Raw genomic sequence first — 13,966 nt, 5'->3', positions numbered from 1 at the left:
TTCAAAGTAACGCTTATGCCACCAACTCGGCTCATATTCTTACGATGCAATTTTCCGGAACCGGGACCTCTCTTTATTTGAACGGAAGTTTGCAGAAAAACACCACGAACGTGTACAATGCGGTCGGAAATAATTTAACGTATCTAGGCGTTTATGCCGGTGGATCGGGTTTTGACGGAAGACTTGCGGAAACTTTGATCTACAATCAGGGACTCAGCGCTGCGGATCGAGTGAAAGCGGAATGTTATTTGGCTTTCAAATACAACCTAACGGTTCCGCATTCTTGCAACTAAGTTACTCTGACTATAACCGAAGTAGATTGTAGTTTTGCGAGATAGGCTCGCGTTCTAATAACGGAATTATAATATACGACCTTCTTTCCTCTTTCTTGAGACAAAAGAAGGTGAGAGCCGTATGTAGATCGGTTTTGTTAGCGCGAGCCAAACTTGTAACGTTTAGCTCGTGCGTTTCTTCTAAACTCTCGAAAGTCTTCCTTCCATCATTTCAATGACCTGCTGCATCGGCTTTTTGTTGATCACGATTTCATATGCCGCCGCGAGAACGGGAGTTTCCGGAGTGATGTTCATCAGATTCGGCATCACTTTCAAACCGTAAAATCCGTTGGACATTCTTTCCGAAGGCGAACCGTAAGCGATGTCGTATCCGGTTTTTCTGTCCTTCGCATCGGTTCCGAAACAAGAAAGCATAAAGTCCGTCAGTCCCGAAAGTCCGAGAAAGGTTTCCGGTTGTCCGCCCATCTTCGCTCCGATCGCGGTCATTTCGGAAAAGAAACGATTCGATAAATGAAAGAGAGAATTATCCACGTTGCCGCCGAGGGTTTGCGTGAAGTAACCTTCCACGATTCCCATTGCGAGAGCGTAGATCGTTTTCAAAGCTCCGCCTAACTGAACTCCCTTGATGTCGGTCGGGATTCTCGCTGGGCGCGGAAATATATAACCGGTCGTGAACAGCTTTTGAACTCTCGGGATGAGAGTTGCGTTGGATGCGGCGATCTCGAATCCCGAAATTTTTCGTTCCATGATCTGATCGGGATAACAAGCCCCCGCGATCACGCCGAGACGATCGTCCTCCAAACCGAACGCGGTCTGCACTTCGTCCAAGATCAAGCCGGTGCTCGTAAATCCTTTGACCACGTTGAAGAACGGAGCCTTATTCTTGTTCAAGAAAGGTTGAATCTCCGGATAAACGTTGATGAGTTCCCAAGGATTGGTTCCTTGAATAAAGAGAGTCGCCGTTTTTAAAACTTCCGGATCGGACGTAAAAATCAAATTCGGCGGAAGTTTGTAAAGAGGGTAGTATTTCAGTTCCCTTCTTTCCGTATTGCATTGTTCGGTGTAAGCCTGATCGGGATGATAGAGATAAACCAAAACGTCGTTGTTTGCAAGAAGGGTCGCGACCGCGATCGACATGCTGCTCGCGCCAATGACGACGATCTTTTCTTCCGGTTCTTTCGGAACCTTGATGAGAATGTTCTTTCCCGCGACATCGCCTTTATAAAGATTTCGATACGTTCCGTGCTGGTGTTTGTTCAAGTTGGAACCGACGAGCAACGCGAGGTTGTCGATGAGGAACTGCTTTTTGTCTCCGTGTTCGGGGAATTGAAGTTGTTCCACTTCCTTCGGAAAGGTTTCCATCTGTTTGCGGGATAATTCTCCCACTAACACGGGTTTGCCGATGACGAGTTTTCCGTTCACCTGATTGAACAAAAGACTTGTCGTGGGGAGAATCTTGTCCGTCTTTTCGAGAGAAATCGGAATGATGACTTTGTTGGCGACGTAGTGATAGACCGTTTCCACGAACGGCATCAGTCTTCCGTCTCGCGAACGCGTTCCTTCGGGAAAGATCGCTACGATCTTTCCTTCGGATTGAAGTTTTTGAGAATGACGGAACGCTCTCATGTTGATCTTGGTCATCACGTCCGAAAGACTCGGATTGTCCGCCATATCCCTTTTGGAACAAACGAGCAACGTTCCGAACATATAAAGACCGAGACGAGTGAAGTCGGGTTCATACGCCAATCTTCCCGCGATAAAAACGAGCTGTTCGGCGATCGCCTTTCCCTCCGGAGAACAGTTATACAGCTGATGAAAGATCGCGGGCGCGTCGAGATGCGATAAGTGGTTCGAGATCAACGTGATCGGATATTTTCCGATGAGAGGTTTGACCGCTTTGAGATTGTCCACTCCTTCCACGGTGAATTGCTTCATGATCGGAGAAAGAAATTCCATCATAAACTCTCTCGATCTTTGTTCCGGAGAAGTGTAGACTCCGACGGTTTCCAAAAGATTCGGCTCTTTGAACACGTCCATTACCGGAGGCATCGGTGTTACAGAAGAGAGATATAAGAATTTCTGGAGAATCTTTTTGGCTTCTTCTTCCGTCATTCCGGAACGTTTGAATAAGTGGATGTTTTCAAAAAATTCTTTCTGCCATTTACCGACGCTGGATTCTTTCTCAGCCATTTAAATACCTTCCTGGTCCGTTCAAAAATAAGTTCTTAACAGCCGGTGTTTTTCCTAAAACGGAAATCCGGATTCTTCGCATTCCGATATGTTCTATGAAAGAGGAATCGGAGTTAGGATCGTTTTCGGTTGCTCCGAACGAAAAGAAAATTTTCGCGTCGGGTTGGATTCTCACCGCGCCGGGAACTGCCCGGAAAGGCCTTTTGGAAGGACTTATCGATGTCATGGATAGAAATCTTGCGATGGAAAGAATCCATTGATTAGGTTGATAATCATCCGTTTGCAATGGGAATTGTCATTCTATTTTTTTAAAAAGGTTTGAATTCTGACGTCTCGGTTTTGAACTGTATTTTGGAATCGAAGTCTTCCAAAACATGAATCAAAATCTCCCAGAACCCAGCCAGAAAAAATGGATTCCCGACGGGTTTCACTTTCTCGGCCCCGAAGACAGCAAGGACAGAAGGATCTTACTCGAAACCGTTTCCGGCTTTCTTAAAAAAAAAGGCTACTCGGAAGTTTTCCTTCCCGCATTCGATTACAGTTCCACGTTTTTACAAACGGTTTCCGCTCCCGATTCTTCCTCTTTATTCAGAATTCGTGATCTTTCCGGAAACGAGATTTCTCCGAGCATCGATCTGACCGTTCAGGCGGTCAAAGGGATGGCCGGTTTCTCCCATCAAAAGGAAAATCAAAACATCTTCTATGTCGGAAGAGTTTTTCGGGAGAGCGCCAAGGGAAGCGTGTCCCGCAAAGAGGTTCTTCAGATCGGTGCGGAATCTCTGGGCGCTTCCGGCAAGGAAAACACATTCAAAATTTTGGAAGAATTGGACGAGATCGTTTCTCTGCTTCCCTTGGAAGATCCGTTGACCTTGGTTCTCGGAAACGTGAATCTGTTTCATTCCATCGTCCGCGAGTTCGAGCTGAATGCGAACGAGATCGAAATTCTTTCAACGCTTCTCTATCAGAAAAACGGAAACGAGATCGAACGGATTTTCGGCGAAAAGAAAAACAGCGACGTATACCTCCGTTTGTTAAACGCACTCGTGTTGAACTTCGATTTGGATTCTTTGAAGAAATCCCTGAGCCTGAATTCCCTTTCGCCGGAACTTCAAAAAAGTTTAAACGTCGTTCTCGAAGAAACTTCCTGGATCTTAAAGGCATGGGAATCCAAAAAAAGAAGGATCGATCTTTGTATCGACTTTTCCCTTTTGAGAGATTTGAACTATTATACCGGTTTCGTTTTTCAAGGTTATCTGCAAGGTTCTCCCGATCCGGTTTTGACCGGAGGCGCTTACGATCATCTTTACGAAATGTTTTCGGGAGTGCAGAGGGACGCGAGCGGTTACGCGATCGTGGTCAACACTTTGGAAGCTTCTCTGAAGACTCCGCTTCCCGATTCCAAATCATGAAACGCAATATTACCAAGCATCTATTTGAGGAAAAACTATGCCCGCATCGTTAGTAGTAGGAACCCAATGGGGTGATGAAGGAAAAGCCAAAGTCATCGACTTTCTTTCCAAGGACACGGACATCATCGTTCGTTATCAAGGCGGCGCGAACGCGGGACATACGGTCGTAGTTCACGGAAAAAAATACGTTTTTCACCTGGTTCCTTCCGGAGTGATCTACGATCAGACGATTTGCGTGATCGGAAACGGCGTGGTTCTGGATCCTCTTTTCTTTATCGAAGAATGCGATCGTCTTCAAAAGGAAGGTTTTCCGGTTTATGACAAGCTTTTGTTAAGCGACGCGTGTCATCTTCTGTTTCCGTATCATTCTCAGATCGACGGAGCGAGAGAGACTACAGTAAGCCAAGAACACAAGATCGGAACGACCAAAAAAGGAATCGGAATCTGTTACGCGGATAAGATGATGAGAATGGGTTTGAGAGTAGGAGACCTTTTGGACGATTCCTATCAGGCGCGTTTGAAACATCTCGTAGACGAAAAGAATCGCGAACTCGACAAACTTTACGGAATGCCTCCCGTTTCCTACAACGACATCAACGAGGGTTTAAAATTCTTCCTTTCGAAAGTTAAAAAGAATATTATCAATACTGCATATTACTTGGATTCGGAACTTAAGAAAGGAAAACGGGTTCTATTGGAAGGAGCCCAGGGAACCGGTTTGGACGTGGATTTCGGAACCTATCCTTACGTTACGAGTTCCAATCCTACCACGGGCGGCGCTTTGATCGGAACCGGAATTCCGTTTCAACATTTGAAACACGTGATCGGGATCACGAAGGCTTACACTACGAGAGTGGGAGAGGGGCCGTTCCCGACCGAACTTTTGGGAGAAGCGGGAGAAGCTCTTCGTCAAAAAGGCGGAGAATTCGGCGCGACCACGGGACGTCCGAGACGCTGCGGCTGGTTTGACGCGGAAATGCTGCGTCACTCGGTTCGTATCAACGGAATCACTTCGATCGCTCTCACAAAGATCGACATTCTTTCCGATTACGATAAGATTCCCGTTGCGGTCGGCTATAAGTTGAACGGCAAGAAGTTGGATTGTTTTCCATCGCAAGGTTTGGATAAAGTGGAAGTCGTGTATGAAGAATTTCCCGGATGGAAATCCGATATTTCCGGCATCTGCGAATTTCAAAAACTTCCCGAAAAGTGTAAGGATTATATTTCAACTCTCGAAAGATTCATCGGAGTGAAGATCAATTTGGTTTCAACGGGACCTGATCGAAAGGATACGATTCACGGAGATTCTTTTTAAGAATCGGGAGTTTTTTTCATCGTTTTTGATTGACCCACCGCACTCGAAAAATATCGTGTATTTCGTAACGCTTCGAGTCGTTAGCTCAGCTGGTAGAGCAATTCCCTTTTAAGGAATGGGTCCGGGGTTCGAATCCCCGACGACTCAAGGAAACGTTCTTATAAGCCGCCATCGTCTAGTGGTTAGGACACAAGATTTTCATTCTTGGAACAGGGGTTCAATTCCCCTTGGCGGTACCACTCTTTTTTAAAAATACATTCAGTTTCCATTATGTTCTTAATTCGAATGCAATTTTGGAATTAATTCAATAATTCAACTTGTGATATTATTCCAATATTAAGTTGACAAGGTGAGAGTGGGAATTACGTTCGTTTCAAATATAGGGAAGAGGTTTCAAAATAGGATGAAGAATGTTGTTGTGCTGTTTTTACTCATTGTTGCCTTTAGTTTTTCTTGCTCTACTGTATATGACGTAACCGGGCGTGATTCGATAAAAGCGCCAGAGGCTGCACTCAAAATTGACGAAGCTGTTTTGATCGGAATGGTTATGACCATAGGGACAACTACATCGTCTACGAGTAGTCGCTCTTCTTCAGGAAGTATATTATCGCTTGCTTTTATAAGCTCCACTGCGGGTATTGATGAGGAAGATACCTCCGCTTTATATGAAAAGAAAAAAGTGAAAGATTGTGCTGACTCTATTTTGTCTACGATCATCCTTGTTCGAAATACGGATGCCGGCTTGATTGCGGCTTCGGCTTGCAAACTGAAAAAACTTCCTTAATTCCTTAAACCTTGGCCCGGTTTGCTCCGGGTCGTTTCTCGTAAACCTTGCAGATCGAGTTGATTCTGCAGGTTTCGCATAACTCCTTCGCGTATTTCGACTTACACTTTCGTAATATACCCAATCGGCTGAGAGCAAAATCCCCTCGTACCGGATCGTTCGGGAAAAGTTTTAGAAAGAAGTTCGTGATTTCCTCGGCTTTTTTCCAGTCCGGAGTGCTTCTGGAGCTGATCTTCAAAACGCTTGCAATTCTTTGAATGTGTACGTCGAGCGGGTAGAGCAGTTCGTTCGGATCGATCGTCGTATAAATTCCGAGGTCTGGAAATTCTTTCCGAACCATCCAACGCAGATACATGGAATAGCGTTTTAACGAGGACGAACTCGGTCCTTGTCCGATCAGAAATTTATATCCGTAACTTTGTGTTTGCTGTCGGTTGATTTTTTTAGAAGTTTCCAGAAATCGAAGCTGGAAGGCGACGATTCTTTGTCGTAAGGTTCCGCTTTGATCGAGCGATCTTTGTTCCTTTGGGGAAAGCGAGAATTCTCCGGTTTGCGGAAGAGAAAATAAAGGTTCCAACGTATGCGATTTCGTTTTTCGAATTTCTTTTTGGATCGTTTGCAGAAAGAGAAACGTGTCGGCGGGTTTTTGAAATCGATAGGGTTTGAGTTTTTTGCGGACGGGTTCGAGTTCTTCGTTTAAGAGGAATCGAACCGGGGAGTTCCCGCAAAGTTCGAAAAGATGTTTGAGATGATTTTTGATCGCGGCAACGTTCCCGTACGAGAAGAGCGCTGAAATCAGTCCGACGATTTCCCGATCTTGAAAATCGGGATACGAATGCGGGAACTCGATCGGATCCGTCGTTAGATATTCGGGAGTTTCGTATTCGAAGAAGATTCTTTCCAGAACCTTCCTCATTTTTTGAGGAGAGGAAGGGGAGGTCAAGACTCTCGTTTCTTTTTGGTGGCGAGATACGTTCTGGATTGCAGTTCTCGGGCGAGCGCATTCTCCATAAACGCGGACGCTTCCCAGAGAAGTCCGGGATCGATTCCCGTGGGAACTCCCGACTTTTCCAAAAAATATACGAGGTCGTCGGTCGCTAAATTACCGGCCGCGCCTTTTGCGTAGGGACATCCTCCCAATCCGCCGGAGGAAGAATCGAAGGAACGAAGTCCCATAGAAAATGACTTTTCCACATTGGCGATCGCCATTCCATACGTGTCGTGAAAGTGACCCGCCAATTTGTCCGCGGGGATTTCTTTCAGTAGGAGTTCCAACAACTTCTCCACTTCCGCGGGAACTCCCGTGCCGATCGTTTCTCCGAGCGAGATTTCATACGCGCCTTGATCCAAAAGAATTTTGGAAACTTCGAGCACCTTTATCGGATCGATTTTTCCTTCGTACGGACAGTCGATCACGGTCGATACGTAACCTCGCACTTGAATTCCGTCCCGATGGGCGAGTCGAAAGATTTCTTTGAACCCTTCGATGGATTCCGCGATCGTTCGGTTGATGTTTTTTTTCACGAATGATTCCGACGCCGCGGTGAAAACCGCGACTTCTTTGTAGCCGGCGTTCTTTGCCGCTTCGTATCCTTTTACGTTCGGAGTCAACGCCGAGTAACGGATTTTTCCGTTCAAATCCAATAAGGCCGAAAGTTCGGCCGCGTCCGCCAATTGAGGAATCGCGTCCTTTTTTACGAAGGAAGTCGCTTCTATATTCGTCAAACCCGCTTTGACGAGCCGCTCGATATAACCCGCTTTGATCTCCGTGGAAACCGGACGTTTCTCGTTTTGAAGTCCGTCTCTCGGACCTACTTCCGTGATTTTTACTTTCATTCTATTCTGATTCCACCGTTTTGCGACGTGCGGGCAAGTCAAATATCGAAGTTCTTTACCCTATATCCGTTGGACTGTTTTCGAATTGATTTGACTTTCGTTTGCGACTCGTTAGAGTTTCGAAATCTTTTTTGCGGAAATTATTTTTTGAACCGCGTTCTTTTGTGTTAGGTTTTGAATTATGAAAAATCCGTTTTTACTCCGTTCGCTTATCCCGAAATTCCTCTTCTTGGTTTTTCTTTGCGTTCCGTTTTTTCGATGTTACCTGCATCACGCGAACGTAAGCGGAGACGGGTTCGGAGCCAAGTCGCTTATCAATCCGAGGGAATATCGGTTTCACGGAAGTGTTCCCGTTCGGATCGATTTCGATCCTTCGGGAAGAGAAACGGCCGCCCAAGACATGCACCGAAAAGGTCTGAACGTTTCCGTAGCTTTGCAAGACGTGGAAAGTTATTATTCCTCCGAGATTCTTTCGCAGTTCCGAAAGAGCGCTTTGTTCCTTCTCAATCCGAACGCGCACATTCAGATTCGAATCCGTTCCTCCGCGGAAGAAGTCAAACCTCCCGTGTTGTCCATCATTCCGTTTATCGTTACGATCGGTTTGTTCCCGATGATCGAAAGAACGAACGGAAGAGTTGAGTTCGAATTGTACGAAGAAGAAACGAACAAGGTTCTCAAAAGTTACAAGTATCCGATCGAACATCGATCCATCTTCGGAATCGCTCCGCTGCTTTTGGGTCCGATCGTTCCGATCTTCAGCGATCGATTCGATCATTCGCAGAATAAAAAGAATTTCGCGATCATGCGCGTTGCGTTTCAGCAATTCGAACAGGATCTCAAAGCGGATCTCGGTCATCTGAAGGAATTGTCCGCTCATTTTACTCAGGACGAAGCGCATCGTTTCGCGTTCGTTTCCCTCGCGAAAACGGACGAGCCCGGTTCGCAGATTTTCACGGACATATATTCCGAGTTGGAAAAAAAATTCATCAAACACGGAATTCTTTTGGTGGAACGAAACCGTTTGGATAAGGTTCTCTCCGAGATCCAGTTGTCCTTATCGGGAATCACGGAAAATTCAAGATTGAAACTAGGCAAACTCCTGGAAGCGGATCGTTTGATTTTGATGGATCACTTCGAATACATTCCATACAATCGGCAGGCATACGACGGTAAATTCGCCTTTTCGATCCGTTGTATCGACGTTCAAACGGGAAGAATCATCTGGGCCGAAAACGTCCGCGAGAATCTTTACTCCGAGTGGACGGATTCTTCCTATCAAAGGGAACGCGCGATTCGAGATTTGATCGCGTCGCTGCGCGATCGCGGAGAATTGTTGTGATTCAAAATTCTTGTCTTGAAAGCCAAACTCCGCAAGTCTGGGAAAATGCCCGATCCAAGTAAAGCCGTCGAAGTTCGAAGATTGAATCTGCAATTCGGTTCAAGAACGATCCTGGATTCCGTTTCCTTTTCAGTGGAACCCGGAAGTATTCTCGGAATTTTAGGGAGATCGGGTTCGGGCAAAACTTCCCTCTTTCGAATGATTTTGGGAATTCCGACTTCGAAAGATTTCGAACAAAGCGGATCGATTTTCTTTTTCGGAAAAGAACGGAAAGAAATTCCGATCCATCGATTACAACCCGTGTTTCAAGATCCTTCCGCGAGTTTTAATCCGACATGGTCCTTGGAAAAAGCGCTTAAAGAACCGCTTCGCGTTCTCGGAGGAGAGATCGCAAAGAGAGGGGAGGAATCGTTTGCCGATCTTCTCGAATCGTTTCAGCTCGCGAACAAGGATCTAAACCGTAACGTCCTTTCGTTTTCCGGAGGAGAACTCCAGCGCGCCGCGATCTTACGCGCGCTTCTTGCGGAACCGAAGATCCTTTTTTTGGACGAAGCCTTGGGGGCGCTCGATCCGATTTTGTTGAACGAAGTTTTGATCTTTCTAAAAAAAATCGCGCAGGAACGGAAAATCACCATTCTTCTCATCACACACAGCTTGAGAACTGCCAAAAAATTCTGCGATCAAATCGGAATATTAGAAAAAGGGAAACTGTTGGATTTTGGAAAAACGAAGGAAGTTTTTTCGAACTACAAAAGCGCTTTTACGGGGGAACTCATCCGTGCGACCGATCTGAGCTCCCTCCGCGTTTGATCTTGATCAGATATCGATCTGATAGAGGTTTTTTCTGTCTTTTTTGTCTTTATACAAAGCGATCATGATATCGATCCGGTAAATCGAAGATCTAAGGCTGGATTCTAAAAGTCGTAGCGCTTTGATCTGATTTTCCAGGGAGATATCTCCCACTTTCGTATTCTCTATCTTGTCGAATCTTTCAAGTCTGACCTGAGATGCTAATACGTCCGGAGGAGAGAAAATCAGTCTTTTGTTTTCAAAAGCGAATTCGTATTGAATTCTTTTTTTCTCAGAGGCAAGTTCAACTTCCTTGATTTTGCCGCCCTCAAACTTGAAACGAACATACTTGAGCAGGTTGCTCTCGTAACCTTCGTCGAAAGTAAAAGGAATGTCTTCCGTGACGATTGTTTGCACCTTTTCCAGTTCCGGTCTCAGAATTACGAGAAGCGAATGTTTCTTCTCCAAATCCGTAAGCCTTTCGTTGATCGTGCTTTCCAGATCTCTGACGATTTTCTGGAGGGATTTCGTGTAAGAACTTCCCTGTTCAGAAAAAACATCGGAACGACTCAGGTCGTCCTGCCCTTTCTCTTTATTCTGCGCGAACGCAGGAATGCTAAGGAGGAAAAGCAGGATTGTGAGCCAGGTGATTTTTTTCATAGATTCCTCCAAGGTTCAAGATAACGGAAGAAAATTGAAAAAAGCAAACCTTTTTCACTCGGTTTTGTTTTCTTCTTCCAGGGACTTGATTTCGGCGAAACGTTTTGCAAGATCCCTTCTTCGTTCGATGACCTTATAGGAAAATTCGGAAAAGAAAGGATCGTTAGGATATTTCAGAAGTTGTTCGTATTGATCCGCAGCCGTGACATAATCGCCTACCTTACTAGCCGTTTCGGCGTAGAAGAAGTGAAACTTCTTATTGTATTGTTTCTTTTGCCCGAGGTCGTCCACGAGTTCGGTGTTCTTAAAAATTCTGTAGGCGTATAAATCCTTTGAGGAAAGAAGTTCGATCCTCGCTCTTCCCATTCTCGCGTCCGGGCTTTGTTCGTCGATGCGCGCCGCTTCCTTGATGTAGAGCAGGGCGCGGTTTCTGAGATCGGTCCGTATGTAGTGGTCGGCCAAGAGGAGTAACGCTTCCGTATGGAATTCGTTAAGCGAAACCGCCTTCCTCCAGAGAATCGTAGCGTTGATCGGTTCTCTTATGATTTCATACAACGTTCCCAGATGAATATAGGTTCGATAGTATTCGGGGATTTCCGCGCTCGCGTATTCGAGCTGTGTGATCGCCTTCTGGTATTTTTTTTCCAAGTGATACGCACGGCCCAGGTTGTAGCGAAACGGAAAAAATTTCGGATCGAAACGCGTTCCTTCCTCGAGCATGGAAATCGCCTTGAGACGATCTTCCGACTTTCCGGTTTCCAAAAGTTTTACGGCTTCGTTGTTGAACAGTCCGCAGTTGAGGATTTCCTTTTCTTCATACTTGAAACTCCCCTTGGAAGGAGGAGGATCTCCTTTCCAATTTCTTCCCGCCGCGAGAATGAAGTCCTGATCCGTTCTTAAAAACGATCCGTTGTTGTAGTATTCGGGAGAAAGGATTTCATTCTCACCCCAGAGTAATCCGGAATAATACTGTCCTCCGATGAGCAGCTGCGCATGAACGGGCGCGGGGCTCATAAAAACCGCACAAAGAAAAAAGAGAACCGGTAGAATTCTCGACCGAAGAGCGGAAATGAAGGATTTTTCGAATAAGACCGCGGGAACTCTTCGGAGCGAAATAAAAACGCATTGTAAATTCCGTTTCGGAGAGGACTCTGGTTTCATAAGAGGAATCGGTTTGCCACTTAAAGAACAAGCGCTCTTCGTCTGCCAAGACCTATCTTATTCTATCGGAAAAAAACGGATTCTCAAACAGATCTCATTCTCGCTTTTCCGTGGCGAACTCGCTTTGTTGCGGGGCGACAACGGCGCCGGAAAAACGACTCTGCTTCGCGCGATTTTAAATCACGGTCAACATAAGGATTGTTTTTCGTTTTACGGCTCGGGTGAGAATTTGCGGCGCAACTCTTCCGACACGACGATCCTCGTCGATAAAAGCTCCGACAACGCCGGTAAAAGTCCCGACGCAGGAAATAAGAACGTAAACTTGAATGACGATTCGATCTCAAAGTCGAACAACGATTCGGTGACTCAAAAAATTCCTCGGATCTCTTATCTCGGTCACGAACTCGGACTTTATACTTCTCTTAGCTTGGAGGAGAATCTTCGTTACTTTCTTTCCATAGCACGAATTGAATTTCCTAAGGAGAAGGTCGAGTCGCTTCTGCGTTCCTTTAAACTTTGGTCGAGAAGAGAGGATCCCATCTTTACATTCTCCCGAGGAATGAAACAAAAGGCCGCGCTCGTTCGCGCGCTTTTGACCGGAGCAGATTTGATTCTTTTGGACGAGCCCTTTACCGCGCTCGATCGTTCCGGTTTGGAAACCGCGATCCGTCTTTTGGAAGAACATTCGAAAAACGCCGCGGTGTTGATGGTGACGCACGATCCGGGAATTCCGTTTTCACGCGCGACAAAAACTTTGACGATTCGGGAGGGAAATCTTGAAACAACTGTTCTCTCTGCTTCATAAGGAGTTTCTGCTTTTAGGAAGGGCGATTAACGGAATTCTTTCCGTTCTCGTTTTGATCACCTCGATCGTATTCATTTTTAATTATGCGTTGGAGCAGAGCGGCAAACTGGATCGTCAGACTTTGATCGGAATCAAATGGTCCGTTTTGTTTTTGACCTCGTACGTTTTTATCGGTCAGTCCGCTTGGGAGGAACGGGAAAGCGGTGGAGGGAGAATCAGCTCGTTGTTTCTTCCGATTTGGATGCGCTTTCTCGCAAAGTCCCTTGCCGTGTTTACGGGTTTGACGATCGCCGCGATCTACTTAATGATTTTATTATCCGTTTTTTTTCAGGCGTTTCCCTTGGGTTGGAAAGATCTTACGGTCAATCTGATCTTTCTTGTGCCGGGTGTTCTCTGCATTTCCTTTTTGGGTGTGGCTTTGAGTCATATCAGCGATTCTTCGCGGCTGAAGGAAATTCTTCTTCCCTTGTTGATGATTCCGTTTACGATTCCGATTCTTCTTTTCGGAATGGAAGCCGAACGGAAGCTCGAACGTATGCCCGTCTTCGATCCGATTCCCGGTCTTGCCATCTTACTTTCGTTTTGCGTTTTTTACGCTGGAATCGGAATTCTACTTTTGGAACTTTCGGGCGACGAACCCTGAAGAATCTTCTTGATTCCACCGACATTCCCGCGAATACTCTATTTCGTATGAAAATTCGAATCGCTCATCCGATTTGGGACTGGGTTTTATCCGCATTCTTTTTGATCGGTTTTCCGACCGCCGTTTTGTTTTCGCTCAATTATCCGAACGTGATTTTACAACAAGGAACCGCTCACAGAATTTTCTACTTTCACGTTCCGGTCGCGTGGGTCGCGCTTTACGGTCCCGTTTTTTCTCTCGCGTTCGCGGTAGTTTATCTCATCCGCAAAGAATCCAAATGGGATCTTCTTTCGCTTGCCGCAAATCAAGTCGCGCTTTTGTTCGCGATCGGAGTCATCTTTTCCGGAAGAATCTGGGCCTTCAGCGCGTGGGGAGTCGCTTGGGATAAAACCGACGCAAGACTTCAGTCCTTCACCGTTTTGTTTATCAGTTTGATCGCATATTTCGTTTTTCGAATATTGATCACCGACGCGACCAAGAAAAAACTTTTTTCGGCGTTCTTGAGCATTTTATGCGCGGTGAACGCGGTCATAACTTGGGGGGCGATCCGTTGGATCGACAATCCGGGAAATCATCCCGAATCGGTTCTCGGCAAGGGAGGAATGGACTCGGATATTCGCATGAGTTTCTGGCTCGGGGTTCTTGCGTATCATATTTTGTTTTTGGTATTGATCCGCTTCGCTTATCGTTTGGCTAAGATCGAGGATCTTAGGGAAAGCCTGCCGGAAAGGGAAGAGTAATC

Annotated in this window: 14 protein-coding genes, 2 tRNA genes and 1 pseudogene (1 of these 17 running past the window's edge); 12 read left to right on the top strand and 5 right to left on the bottom strand. The window is 45.9% G+C overall.

Annotated elements, in window-relative coordinates; genetic code table 11:
• A protein-coding gene (locus tag LFX17_RS14650; RefSeq protein ID WP_238747201.1) for a LamG domain-containing protein crosses the window boundary here: on the top strand, positions 1 to 293 show its final stretch. Its footprint begins 763 nt before the window's first position; the window shows 293 of its 1,056 coding nt (coding positions 764-1,056); the start codon falls outside the window, past its left edge; it ends in the stop codon at positions 291 to 293.
• A 180-nt stretch (positions 294 to 473) separates the two neighbouring features.
• Here the strand turns inward: LFX17_RS14650 and LFX17_RS14645 are convergent, their stop codons facing one another.
• Positions 474 to 2,483, bottom strand: coding sequence for a 1-acyl-sn-glycerol-3-phosphate acyltransferase (locus LFX17_RS14645; RefSeq protein WP_238730886.1), 2,010 nt, complete (start codon positions 2,481 to 2,483; stop codon positions 474 to 476).
• A 95-nt stretch (positions 2,484 to 2,578) separates the two neighbouring features.
• On the opposite strand from LFX17_RS14645, the gene LFX17_RS14640 reads away from it, so the two are divergent.
• The 6 genes from LFX17_RS14640 (at position 2,579) to LFX17_RS14615 (ending at position 5,991) form a co-directional block, all read left to right on the top strand.
• Positions 2,579 to 2,743, top strand: a complete 165-nt coding sequence (locus tag LFX17_RS14640; RefSeq protein WP_238730885.1) for a hypothetical protein — start codon at positions 2,579 to 2,581, stop codon at positions 2,741 to 2,743.
• Between the two features lie 114 nt (positions 2,744 to 2,857).
• Positions 2,858 to 3,892 (top strand): ATP phosphoribosyltransferase regulatory subunit, encoded by a 1,035-nt coding sequence (locus LFX17_RS14635; protein ID WP_238747200.1) that lies wholly within the window; start codon positions 2,858 to 2,860, stop codon positions 3,890 to 3,892.
• 37 nt (positions 3,893 to 3,929) lie between these two features.
• Complete coding sequence (locus LFX17_RS14630; protein ID WP_238730883.1) at positions 3,930 to 5,207, top strand: adenylosuccinate synthase; 1,278 nt, start codon at positions 3,930 to 3,932, stop codon at positions 5,205 to 5,207.
• A gap of 74 nt (positions 5,208 to 5,281) precedes the next feature.
• Positions 5,282 to 5,354 (top strand) — tRNA-Lys (locus tag LFX17_RS14625).
• A gap of 17 nt (positions 5,355 to 5,371) precedes the next feature.
• A tRNA-Glu gene (locus LFX17_RS14620) sits at positions 5,372 to 5,446 on the top strand.
• Positions 5,447 to 5,610: 164 nt separating this feature from the next.
• On the top strand, positions 5,611 to 5,991 hold the full coding sequence (locus tag LFX17_RS14615) for a TIGR04452 family lipoprotein (protein ID WP_238730882.1): 381 nt from the start codon (positions 5,611 to 5,613) through the stop codon (positions 5,989 to 5,991).
• A 4-nt stretch (positions 5,992 to 5,995) separates the two neighbouring features.
• Here LFX17_RS14615 and LFX17_RS14610 read toward each other — a convergent pair whose 3' ends face one another.
• Positions 5,996 to 6,907, bottom strand: coding sequence for a TIGR02757 family protein (locus LFX17_RS14610; RefSeq protein ID WP_238731618.1), 912 nt, complete (start codon positions 6,905 to 6,907; stop codon positions 5,996 to 5,998).
• A gap of 23 nt (positions 6,908 to 6,930) precedes the next feature.
• Positions 6,931 to 7,827 (bottom strand): hydroxymethylglutaryl-CoA lyase, encoded by an 897-nt coding sequence (locus LFX17_RS14605; RefSeq protein ID WP_238730881.1) that lies wholly within the window; start codon positions 7,825 to 7,827, stop codon positions 6,931 to 6,933.
• A 229-nt stretch (positions 7,828 to 8,056) separates the two neighbouring features.
• On the opposite strand from LFX17_RS14605, the gene LFX17_RS14600 reads away from it, so the two are divergent.
• Complete coding sequence (locus tag LFX17_RS14600) at positions 8,057 to 9,166, top strand: hypothetical protein (protein ID WP_238730880.1); 1,110 nt, start codon at positions 8,057 to 8,059, stop codon at positions 9,164 to 9,166.
• Between the two features lie 45 nt (positions 9,167 to 9,211).
• Positions 9,212 to 9,976, top strand: a complete 765-nt coding sequence (locus LFX17_RS14595) for an ABC transporter ATP-binding protein (protein ID WP_238730879.1) — start codon at positions 9,212 to 9,214, stop codon at positions 9,974 to 9,976.
• 6 nt (positions 9,977 to 9,982) lie between these two features.
• Here LFX17_RS14595 and LFX17_RS14590 read toward each other — a convergent pair.
• Together LFX17_RS14590 and LFX17_RS14585 are read right to left on the bottom strand one after the other, a co-directional pair.
• Positions 9,983 to 10,673 (bottom strand): annotated as a pseudogene (locus LFX17_RS14590) (hypothetical protein).
• Positions 10,670 to 11,665 carry a tetratricopeptide repeat protein gene (locus tag LFX17_RS14585; RefSeq protein WP_406600708.1) on the bottom strand — a complete coding sequence of 332 codons (996 nt, stop codon included), beginning with the start codon at positions 11,663 to 11,665 and terminating at the stop codon, positions 10,670 to 10,672. Before LFX17_RS14585 ends, LFX17_RS14590 begins: the two are co-directional and overlap by 4 nt.
• A 124-nt stretch (positions 11,666 to 11,789) precedes the next feature.
• Here LFX17_RS14585 and LFX17_RS14580 point away from each other — a divergent pair, with 124 nt between their 5' ends.
• Genes LFX17_RS14580 through ccsA form a run of 3 tightly spaced genes read left to right on the top strand, consistent with a single transcriptional unit; the run spans position 11,790 to position 13,964 of the window.
• Positions 11,790 to 12,581: an ABC transporter ATP-binding protein gene (locus LFX17_RS14580; RefSeq protein ID WP_238747198.1), complete on the top strand. Its 792-nt coding sequence runs from the start codon at positions 11,790 to 11,792 to the stop codon at positions 12,579 to 12,581.
• A complete protein-coding gene (locus tag LFX17_RS14575; RefSeq protein ID WP_238747196.1) occupies positions 12,553 to 13,224 on the top strand; it encodes a heme exporter protein CcmB in 672 nt (223 codons plus the stop codon). The genes LFX17_RS14580 and LFX17_RS14575 overlap by 29 nt, the downstream gene beginning before the upstream one ends.
• Positions 13,225 to 13,271: 47 nt before the next feature.
• Positions 13,272 to 13,964: a cytochrome c biogenesis protein CcsA gene (gene ccsA / locus LFX17_RS14570; protein WP_238730875.1), complete on the top strand. Its 693-nt coding sequence runs from the start codon at positions 13,272 to 13,274 to the stop codon at positions 13,962 to 13,964.
• Positions 13,965 to 13,966 lie beyond the last annotated feature (2 nt).

This window comes from Leptospira sanjuanensis (genome assembly GCF_022267375.1).
Taxonomy (GTDB): domain Bacteria; phylum Spirochaetota; class Leptospiria; order Leptospirales; family Leptospiraceae; genus Leptospira; species Leptospira sanjuanensis.
The sequence above is the reverse complement of the archived record's forward strand: the minus strand, read 5'-3'. Positions and strand labels throughout refer to the sequence as shown.

What these genes read in the sequence shown, in the direction of transcription:
- ccsA (WP_238730875.1), top strand. Translation starts at nt 13,272, where the DNA reads ATGAAAATTCGAATCGCTCATCCGATTTGGGACTGGGTTTTATCCGCA.
- LFX17_RS14630 (WP_238730883.1), top strand. Translation starts at nt 3,930, where the DNA reads ATGCCCGCATCGTTAGTAGTAGGAACCCAATGGGGTGATGAAGGAAAA.
- LFX17_RS14605 (WP_238730881.1), bottom strand. Translation starts at nt 7,827, where the DNA reads ATGAAAGTAAAAATCACGGAAGTAGGTCCGAGAGACGGACTTCAAAAC.
- LFX17_RS14635 (WP_238747200.1), top strand. Translation starts at nt 2,858, where the DNA reads ATGAATCAAAATCTCCCAGAACCCAGCCAGAAAAAATGGATTCCCGAC.
- LFX17_RS14645 (WP_238730886.1), bottom strand. Translation starts at nt 2,483, where the DNA reads ATGGCTGAGAAAGAATCCAGCGTCGGTAAATGGCAGAAAGAATTTTTT.
- LFX17_RS14610 (WP_238731618.1), bottom strand. Translation starts at nt 6,907, where the DNA reads ATGAGGAAGGTTCTGGAAAGAATCTTCTTCGAATACGAAACTCCCGAA.
- LFX17_RS14640 (WP_238730885.1), top strand. Translation starts at nt 2,579, where the DNA reads ATGAAAGAGGAATCGGAGTTAGGATCGTTTTCGGTTGCTCCGAACGAA.
- LFX17_RS14615 (WP_238730882.1), top strand. Translation starts at nt 5,611, where the DNA reads ATGAAGAATGTTGTTGTGCTGTTTTTACTCATTGTTGCCTTTAGTTTT.
- LFX17_RS14595 (WP_238730879.1), top strand. Translation starts at nt 9,212, where the DNA reads ATGCCCGATCCAAGTAAAGCCGTCGAAGTTCGAAGATTGAATCTGCAA.